Below are 435 nucleotides of genomic sequence, written 5' to 3'. Positions count from 1 at the left end.
AACCGATTATAACCCCTGAAAGGATAGTGTTATGAAATACCATTCAGCACCGCTCATCCCGCACAAATCCGCCCTCATGTCCGCGCCGGCTAATCTGCTGGCGGAAGAGGTCTGTCTACCCGCCGCGCTGCTAAAAAAGTCGGCGCTGGAAAATAATATTTCATGGATGCAGCGTTACGCCGACGCCCGCGGCGTGTCGCTGGCGCCGCATGGTAAAACGACAATGACGCCATGGATATTTCAGGCGCAGCAGCGAGCGGGAGCGTGGGGGATCGGCGTGGGCAGCGCCTGGCAGGCCAGCGCGGCGATGGCCAGCGGCATCCAACGCGTCCTGATGGTCAATCAGCTGGTCGGCAAGGCCAATATGCAGGTGGTCGCGCAGCTAAAAGCCCACTATCGGGCAGTGGATTTTATCTGCTGCGTCGATAGCGAGGC

General features: G+C 59.1%; 1 pseudogene. It reads left to right on the top strand.

From position 1 onward, the window contains the following. Positions 1 to 31: 31 nt before the first annotated feature. Positions 32 to 435 (top strand): annotated as a pseudogene (locus tag H0X91_RS34760) (amino acid deaminase); the annotation flags it as partial.

The organism is Burkholderia sp. 9777_1386 (genome assembly GCF_015712265.1).
Classification (GTDB): domain Bacteria; phylum Pseudomonadota; class Gammaproteobacteria; order Burkholderiales; family Burkholderiaceae; genus Burkholderia; species Burkholderia cenocepacia.
Note: the sequence above shows the minus strand (reverse complement) of the source record. Positions and strands in the feature narration are given on the sequence as shown.